Below are 9,421 nucleotides of genomic sequence, written 5' to 3' on the forward strand. Positions count from 1 at the left end.
ATCTATTGCTAGGGAATTAACTTTTCACAGTTTTAACACATTGTTTGTGAAATATCAACATTGATTGCGATTCATCCCGACGCTCCCCTTCGGGAGAGCGCGGGTCTTCTCGCAACACTTTGATAAAAATTCTATTGCCATAGAAGATTTAACTAATATTAGACAAAGAACTAATCAGCAACCAAGAAGTAAGAAAGAAAGAAGATTATCTAATAGTTGGGCTTTTTATCAGTTCAGAATGTTTCTTGCTTATAAATGTGTGTTACATGGCGTGAAATTAATATTAGTTAATCCAGCATATACTAGCCTTACTTGTCATAAATGTTTGCATATAAGTCCGACAAAAGAAACTACATATAGGAAGGGTAAAAACTACCACTGCTTTCATTGTGGGTGGAAAGGCGATGCTGATTATAATGGTGCAAAAAATATAGCTGCTTTGGGGTTGAGTGTAAACCAGCCTGGAGGTCCCTGGTTATCCTGTGAAGTTAGCAGTCTTGATTTCGTGCCAAGACAGCCGACTATATGGGATATACTGGAGGGCTACGAAAAGCCCGCATCAAATCAGAGATTATGATGCTGGGTAGTTTACGTCCTGTCTATAATGTCTAGAATAATTAAAAGCCCAAAATCTATCCAGTCTACAAACTGGCCTTCATGGTTCATATCAAACGCCTGGAACTAACTAACTTTAAATCTTTCGGTGGCACTACTACTATTCCGTTGCTACCCGGATTTACTGTGGTTTCTGGGCCTAATGGTTCCGGCAAATCCAACATTCTCGACGCACTTCTATTCTGCCTGGGGTTGTCCACTTCCAAAGGTATGAGAGCCGAACGCCTGCCAGACCTAGTTAATAACAAATTAGCAGGACGTAAAACTGTTGAAACTATAGTCAAGGTCACTTTTGATTTAGAAGATATAAAAACGAGTCTAAATGGCTACGAAGACCCCGAACCTTCAGAGTCAGAAACCCAAACAACTACAGAAAATCCACCAGAAGTCATAAAAAATGGAGCAAATACTCCAGAATCTGACGATCCATTTGAGATAGCTTCATCTTTTCATTCTTTAAGTGAGTGGAGTATTTCCCGTCGCCTCCGAGTTACAAAACAAGGGACTTACACCTCCACTTATTATATGAATGGTCAACCATGCACCCTGACCGAACTCCACGAACAACTAAATCAACTCCGGGTCTACGCCGAAGGATATAACGTTGTGCTTCAGGGTGACGTAACCAGCATTATTTCCATGAAGTCTCGCGAACGTCGGGAAATTATTGATGAAATGGCAGGAGTGGCTCAATTTGATAGAAAAATTACCCTGGCCAAAGATAAATTAGACTTGGTGAAAGAACAAGAAGAAAAGAGTGGCATTGTAGAAAAAGAACTGAAAAAACAATGTGACCGTCTTTCCCAGGACTGTGTAAAAGCTCAAAAATATCAAGAATTGCGGGGTCAACTCGAACAAAAGAGTCTCTGGCAAACAATTCTCAAATGGCAAAATCTACAAAAACAAGAGTGGAAACTTAGAGAAAATATAGAATCAGGCGATCGCTCTGCTACGGAAATTAACCAAAATATTCAAACTAAACAAACCGAAATTCAACAGGCCCAAACTGAGCTAGACCAACTCAATGTTCAAGTAAAAGCTTTGGGAGAAGAAGAACTTTTAGCCCTACAATCAACCCTTGCCACCCAAGAAGCTGACCGCCGTCAACTCAAACAAAAGCACAAAGAATTAGAAGCAACAATAGAGCAAACCATCAATAACCTCAGCCAACTCCAACAAGAAATACAGAAACATCAACAAAATCTAGAAATATTAGCCACAAACAAAATTGTTCAAGCTCAAGAAGTCGAATCTCTAGAGACCACTCGCAACCAAGCACGGGAAACTCTCAACCAACAACGAGAGTCAGCTAGTGCTATTGCCTCTACTGCCGAAGCTTGGATACAAGAACAAGCCCAACTTCATCATCAAATTGAAACTCTACAGCAAACTCTCAACCCCCAACTGACCGAACAAGCAAGAGTTAGGGAACAAATACATCAGCTAGAAAAGCAAATCCAGGAACAGCAAGAGTCCATGGCCGCCCTGGGGGTAGAAATAGAAAATCAAAATGCTTACCATGAAAAAATAGAAAAGTCAAGAGAAACCGCCAATTATCAAGTAGAATCCTTGACCAAACAATTAGCAGCAGTAGAACAAGACCTACAAATTCAACAAGATACTCAAACTCGCCTTCTCCAAGAACAAAGGGAAAGACAGCGGAAACTAGATAAATTAGAAGCCCAACAACAGGCAGTTCAAGAAGCTTCGGGAACTTATGCCACAAAAATGCTGCAACAGTCTGGTATTTCTGGCATTTGTGGTTTAGTGGCACAACTAGGGAGAGTAGAACCAAAATATCAGTTGGCTTTAGAAATTGCTGCCGGAGGACGTCTGGGAAATATGGTGGTAGAAAATGATGCAGTGGGAGCTGCCGGGATTGAATTTTTGAAGCGACAAAGAGCTGGGAGAATGACGTTTTTACCTTTGAATAAAATTCGGTCTCCTCGTCTCAACCGAGATGATAGTTTGCGTTGGGGAGCAGCGGGGTTTATTGATTATGCGGTGAATTTGATTGACTGTGACTCTCGTTATCAGAATATTTTTGCCTATGTTTTTGGCTCTACGGTGGTATTTGATACTTTGACAAATGCTCGGAAATATTTGGGTAAACATCGAATTGTTACTCTGGATGGGGAAATATTGGAGACCAGTGGGGCGATGACTGGAGGAAGTGTGTCCCGTCGTTCTGGTAGCTTGCATTTTGGCACGGTTGATGGTAATGAGTCAGCAGAAATAGGGGAAATGGAAGTTCATCGTCAGCGCCTCCAGGAAATAGATATTGTTTTGGAGCGCTGTCAGGTAGAGATTTCTCGGAGAAAGGAGGATGTGAAGGAGCGGGCGCAAGCTTTGATGGAAGGGAAGCAGTATTTTAGAGAAACTCAGCTCAAAGTGGAGCAAATTGAGTCAGAATTGCAAAAATTGACTAGACAACAGGAGCAAGGGCAAGGGCAGTTAGAGAAAAATAATCGAGAACTGGCCAATGCTCAAACAAGATTAACATTCCTAGACCAAGAAATTCCTGCCAGAGAAGTCAAATTAACAGAGTTAAAGCAAACTTTGGCCGAGTTGGAAAAGTCTCATACTCATAGTGAGTGGCAACAAATGCAGGGGATGATTCGGTCTCAAGAGGCAGTATTACAAGAGCGGGAGGGTGCTTGGCGAGCTGCCCAACAACAATTTCAGGAGTTGGAAAATCAACAAAGGCTTTTACAAGAAAAGGTAGAAGCTATTTCTCGTCGGCAGTCAGAATATCAAGAGCAAGAATTAGCAGCTAGGGAAAATATTAAAGATATAAATAGTCAAGTATTGGTTGTGGACGAGCAAATTGCTGAAATTAAAGCAGGTATGGCCAAAGCAGAAGAAAAGTTAGGCACAGAAAAACAAAAAAGAGACCAAGCAGAGGCAAGTCTGCGAGAACTTTATTTAGCTAAACAGCAATTAGAATGGCAACTACAAAAATTGCAAGAATCTCAGGAGGGACGTCGGGAACAGTTAGTGACTTTGCGGACTCAGTTAGAAGAACAAAAGGCAGAGTTACCGGAGCAAGTGCCAGAAGTGCCGGAAAATATTAAAATAGGAGAATTAGATAAGGAGGTGCGATCGCTACAGAAACAACTTCAGGCCCTAGAACCTGTAAATATGTTGGCCTTGGAAGAATATGACCAAACCCAAAAACGTTTGGAAGAGCTAACTCAAAAATTAGCCACTCTGGAAGGAGAGCGCACGGAACTGTTGTTAAGAATAGAAAACTTTACTACCTTGAGACAACGTTCATTTTTTGAGGCTTTCAATGCTGTGAATCAAAATTTTCAGACCATTTTTGCCCAACTTTCTGAAGGAGATGGGTATCTACAGTTAGATGATACAGAAGACCCATTCAATAGTGGGTTAAATTTAGTAGCCCATCCCAAAGGAAAACCAGTCCAGAGATTGGCCTCTATGTCTGGGGGAGAAAAATCTTTGACAGCTTTAAGCTTTATATTTGCCTTACAGCGTTACCGCCCATCTCCTTTTTACGCCTTTGATGAAGTGGATATGTTTCTGGATGGGGCAAATGTGGAGCGATTAGCTAAAATGATCAAACAACAGGCACAACAAGCTCAATTTATAGTTGTCAGTCTACGGAGGCCAATGATGGAATCATCCCAGCATACTATCGGTGTTACCCAAGCTAGGGGAGCTCATACCCAAGTTTTAGGGATTAAAATGACTAGAGATTAAATCTATTGAGAAGAAGGAGTCAGGAGTCAGGAGACAGGAGACAGGAGTGAGAATAAGCTTCTGTGGATTCAAGACCGATAAATTACAATATAGAGATATAGAGATTAGTAATTTATTTTAACTTTTGACTTTTAACTTATTATAATACTGCCTCAGTCTGACTAAATTCTTTATTGATAAATTACAATGTAAAAATTATTAATTTCTCTTAACTTTTAAATTTTGACTTTTGACTTTTGACTTTTGACTTGTTATTTGACTTTTGACTTTTAAATTTTGACTTATTATAAGAATCGGGATTAAACAATAATGACATTTGAACAAATTTGGCAACGCTCCGATCTGTTAGGAACTCAAATAATCACTCGTGATAAAGGTAAGCGCCTAGGAGTAGTAAGCCAGTTATGGGTAGACGTCGATCGGCGGGAGGTAGTAGCTATTGGACTACGGGACAATATATTAGCCGTAGCTGGAATACCTAAGTTTATGTTTCTCGAAAATATCCGTGAAATAGGCGATGTTATCTTGGTAGATAACGAAGAAGTAGTAGAAGAAGATATTGATGCTGAAGCCTATAGTAACCTAATTAATAGCGAAGTCCTGACAGAAAATGGTGAACTATTAGGCCGAGTTCGGGGTTTCAAGTTTGATACTACAGATGGCAAAGTTTTGTCATTGATTATTGCTTCTATTGGTATACCCCAAATTCCAGATCAAGTTATTAGTACTTATGAACTCTCAATTGATGAAATTGTTAGCAGTGGGCCAAATCGCCTGATTGTGTTTGAAGGATCTGAAGAAAAACTCAAACAGTTAACAGTAGGAGTATTAGAACGTTTAGGTTTAGGAGAAGCACCTTGGCAAAAAGAGGAAGATGGATTATATTATCCTCCCACTGTGAAACCTGATAATCAATTAGGTACAGGACAACCAGCTACTCGGGAACCTATTCGCACAGTAGCACCCTCAACTCAAGAAGCATGGGATGAAGATTGGGCAGAGCCAGAACCTAGAAGACCTAGAGTAGTTGAACCTGAACCTATTTATGATGACTACTATGAACAAGAAATAGCTCCCCCTCCACGGCAGCTAGAGCGAGAAGCAGTTTATGAAGACTATTATGAAACAGAAGCAGTTGTTGCACCACCAGTCGCCCGTCAGGTAAGACAAGATCCTACTTATGATGAGTATGAAGAAGATAATTGGGGAGAGTCAGGCGGATATGAGTATGAAGATGAGAAATATGAAGAGAAAAAATATAAACCTGCTACAGAATATGAATATGACGAAGACATAGAAAAAGATGCCTGGGCTGATGATGAGGTTCCAAAACCCTATCAAGCACCTCGTGTAAATATTCCTCAGAAAACTAAGATGCCAGAATATGAAGAAGAACCTGGTGGTTATTGACATACTCCCGACGTTGTGCTTATGCGACAACGCGGGATTATTCAGCCTGGAAATGCCGGGCTGCTGTTTCGTTTGAGGTGATGTCCTCCCCCTGTGTTGATAATAATCCTATCCTGATGATTGATATATATATATATAAGTAACTGCTTCGTTCAATTACTGAATGCTTTGCCATAGGATAATCGAAACCGTTTAATTAGGTCTGGAAAAAGTATCAGCTTTTCGGTTAATAGAGTTGAAAAAATGAGTCTGAAAGGGGCAGGGGTGAGGCAGACAAATCAAGAAACCATTATTTCAAGGACTTCCTCAATAACTCCCCTAAACTCCTGACTCTTAACTATTCCCTCCATACCTATTCCTTGCCTCAGCAAAAAGACTTTTTCAGCAAGCTCTAATTAGATTGTAATGAACTGGAAATTATTTTGGCGTAAAGTTTTGGGTTTGCCACAGACCTATTTTCTAATTGTAGGCACAGGATTAGGATATGTGAGCTTGATTATCTGGTTGGGAAATCGCCCCGTTACCTTAATTGTCGGGGGAGCAATCGCCCTTGTCATGGTGGCAGTTTGGTTTGGGAAACTCAGACAATTCTATGGGTGCAGTGGCGCTAATTTACTCGATGCAGCAATATTTCTCAATGAATTGGCAAGTATTGAACGGAAACTTGAAGGACGTAAAGATGCTGATTGGGAACAAACCCTCATTTTGCTCAAACAAATCCAAATTTTTGCCCAACGCATAGCTAACCGAGAATCAAGTTTAATGCCGGAATTATTGGAGACTCTCTACACGGTTTTATCTCTTGGCGAGCAAGTAGCATTTGCCTTACTAACCTTGGACAAAATGCAAACTGAAACCTACAGAAATCTGACCCGACAGCATTTAGAAACTACTTGTGAGCGAGTGCAAGAAACTCATCGTTTGCTACAAGAGTTACAAGATCGGGTGCTTTTGTCTTCTTTAGAAGCATCTACTGAACAAGTCAGTTTACCCCGCAGTCTGCGAGTAATCATTGCTGAAAATCAAACTGTCTTAGATAAGATAGGGACAAAATCATCGTCAATCCATGGAGGTTAGTTATGCTCAAAAAAGGACGTTTCTGGTTTCTCATCGGAGTTTGCATTGCTTTATTCTGGGGATGTGTAGTCGAGCAAAAGGTAGATTCCTTTGCCAGTGCAGAGAGATATCTCCAGGACAAGTTACTTCCTAAGATTTCCGTTACCACATCCCTAATTCCCGATCAAGTAGCTTCGCGCTACACTATCGATGGGATTCAAGAACCTCTTCCTCCCATCGAACAGTTTCCTCTTTATGCTGCTCAACCCTCTACAAACCCCAAGGTAGTTTATCTCGAAATATTCAGTTCTTCAGAAAAAGCCAATATCAAAAAGCAAAATGAACGTTGGTTGGTAGAAGTTGCTCAAGCTTTTAACCGAGAAAGAAAAACCATTAGTTCCGGCCAAGTTATTCAAGTCGGGGTGAGAAAAATTCCTTCGGGAACTGCCGCTAAGTTATTGGCTGCTGGCAAAGTGCAACCGACAGGGTATTCCCCCTCTAATGATTTGTGGGTGGCAATGCTGTCAAGTCAAGGAATTAAAACCATCTCTATCCTTCCCCGTTTAGTACCGAACGTTGGCGGTTTTGTCCTTCAAGAACGTGTTTATCGGGAATTAGCCGCAAATGGTGAAGTGAATTTTGACAAGTTGCTCAATGCGATCGCCTCTGGTAAACTTTCCGTTGGCTATCCCAATCCCTACAGTAGTTCTACGGCTCTTAATCTGCTCTACTCAATCTTTTGGCGAGCAGCAGGACACCAACAAGATGGAGAACCCCTAACAATTGCTGACTTAGAATCTCCTCAAGTCAAGTCAGTATTTCAAAGCTTTCAGAAACAGGTATTGATAAGCACAACCACTACTCTAGACTTGCAAGAAATTTTTATCCGCGACAAGGATAAGTTACAAGCATTTCCCTTGGAATATCAAAATTATCAGCAACTCAAAAAAGTACCTGGATTTGAGCAAACCGTTTTTATCCCCTTTGGCATTCCTCATAATAATCCTCTGGTCGGATTTGCCTGGAATACAGCCAAACAACAAGAAGCCTTGCAAAAATTTGCTGAGTTTGCTGCTTCTGATGCCATGAAAAAACTTGCCCAGGAACAAGGATTTGTCGAGACAGACTATCTTTTAGCTCCCAATCTTCCCCCCATTCCAGCAGGAGAAGTCTTAACCACTGCTCAATCATTTTGGAAACGTCAGAAAGATGCAGGACGTACAGTTTATTTAATGACAGTAATCGATACCAGTGGTTCGATGGATGGACAACCTCTAGCGGCGATAAAAGAGGGTTTGCGTATTGCTAGTCAAGAAATTAATCCAGGTAATTATTTAGGTTTAATTAGTTATAACGATCGCCCAAGCGAAATGGTGGAATTAGCTCCTTTTGATGAAATGCAGCACAAACGGTTTCTAGCTGCTATTGATAATTTACGTGCTGATGGCGGAACCGCCATGTATGACGGAATGATGGTGGCGTTGGGGAAATTGCTCGAACAAAAGAAAGCTAATCCTAATGGTCTTTTTTATCTATTAGTCTTAACTGATGGTGAAACCAATCAAGGTTTTGTCTTCAGACAAGTCAAAGACGTTCTCCAATACAGTGGGGTGCGGGTTTATCCTATTGCTTATGGGGATGTGAATCAAAAGGAATTAGCAGCGATCGCTGCTCTACGGGAATCTACCGTTAAAACTGGTACGCCAGAAACCGTCAAAGAACTCCTCAAAGGTTTATTCCAGACTAATTTATAGGCAAATGAAACAACTAAATCGTTACCTGTTAACCATTCTTGGACTCGGTTGGTTGAGCTTTATGATTACAGGTATAGTGCTCAATCAGGTTTTTGCTGTGCCTAATTTTGTTCTTCTCATAGAGCGGAGTTATTGTCCGTCCCAACAATGGCAACAAGTGGTAGAAGAATATATCGATCTATATCGGCAAAATCAACAACATCTTGTCAAGATTGAATCTGTAGTTTTGTTTAACGATCTAGGAGAAGAAGTTTTGACGACTGTCCCGACTCCAGAAGAATTACGAGGTCAAAGCACCTACGGACGTTCTAGTCCCCAGCGTGAGGCTGAATTAAGGAAAGCTTATGGCCAAGTCAAGGTTATTCGCTGCTTGTGAGGAATTCAGAGGTCGTATCCCACATTCCGCACCACAAAATGTAGTATAGAACAAGGAGACAGGAGACAACCCACCCCTCGCCCCTCCCCCTCCCAGGAGGGGAAGACAACCCACCCCTCGCCCCTCCCAGGAGGGGAAGACAGGGGAATGTGAGGAGGTAGGAGTCAGAATTGTCCCTCAAGTTTTCTGCCATAATCATCCCAAAATACTAGCTTTTTGAGCTTTTTCCACCAAAAAGCTGGTACTTTTTCCAGACCTAAAATTGCTCAAACCAATATCATTCAATACTTTCAGATTTAATCAGCAAACCCTAGTTATAGCAATGAGCGCTGGCATCTTTACATGTTACATAGATATTTGCAATGTAATATAAAAGTAACTGTATGAGCTGTATTTTTCATAAATTAGGCGATCGCTAAACCTTAAAGTTTTAAGGATGTCTGTAATGGTATTGATAATTTACAGTTTATAGCTTGAAATTGTTTAC

6 protein-coding genes are annotated in these 9,421 nt (G+C 40.9%); all 6 read left to right on the plus strand.

Annotation, left to right across the window (positions count from 1 at the left end; translation table 11 throughout):
- The first annotated feature begins 64 nt into the window (after window positions 1-64).
- The 6 genes from F6K27_RS31215 (at window position 65) to F6K27_RS31240 (ending at window position 8,934) form a co-directional block, all read left to right on the plus strand.
- Entirely contained in the window at window positions 65-577 is a 513-nt protein-coding gene (locus F6K27_RS31215) for a transposase (protein ID WP_287279707.1), read from the plus strand.
- Between the two features lie 80 nt (window positions 578-657).
- Window positions 658-4,338 carry a chromosome segregation protein SMC gene (smc, locus tag F6K27_RS31220; protein ID WP_287279708.1) on the plus strand — a complete coding sequence of 1,227 codons (3,681 nt, stop codon included), beginning with the start codon at window positions 658-660 and terminating at the stop codon, window positions 4,336-4,338.
- 309 nt (window positions 4,339-4,647) lie between these two features.
- A complete protein-coding gene (locus F6K27_RS31225; protein ID WP_287279709.1) occupies window positions 4,648-5,748 on the plus strand; it encodes a PRC-barrel domain-containing protein in 1,101 nt (366 codons plus the stop codon).
- Window positions 5,749-6,153: 405 nt separating this feature from the next.
- Window positions 6,154-6,825 carry a hypothetical protein gene (locus tag F6K27_RS31230; protein ID WP_287279710.1) on the plus strand — a complete coding sequence of 224 codons (672 nt, stop codon included), beginning with the start codon at window positions 6,154-6,156 and terminating at the stop codon, window positions 6,823-6,825.
- A gap of 2 nt (window positions 6,826-6,827) precedes the next feature.
- Entirely contained in the window at window positions 6,828-8,558 is a 1,731-nt protein-coding gene (locus F6K27_RS31235) for a VWA domain-containing protein (protein WP_287279711.1), read from the plus strand.
- A gap of 4 nt (window positions 8,559-8,562) precedes the next feature.
- Window positions 8,563-8,934 (plus strand): hypothetical protein, encoded by a 372-nt coding sequence (locus F6K27_RS31240; protein ID WP_287279712.1) that lies wholly within the window; start codon window positions 8,563-8,565, stop codon window positions 8,932-8,934.
- Window positions 8,935-9,421 lie beyond the last annotated feature (487 nt).

It is taken from the genome of Okeania sp. SIO2F5, assembly GCF_010692685.1.
Lineage (GTDB): Bacteria > Cyanobacteriota > Cyanobacteriia > Cyanobacteriales > Microcoleaceae > Okeania > Okeania hirsuta.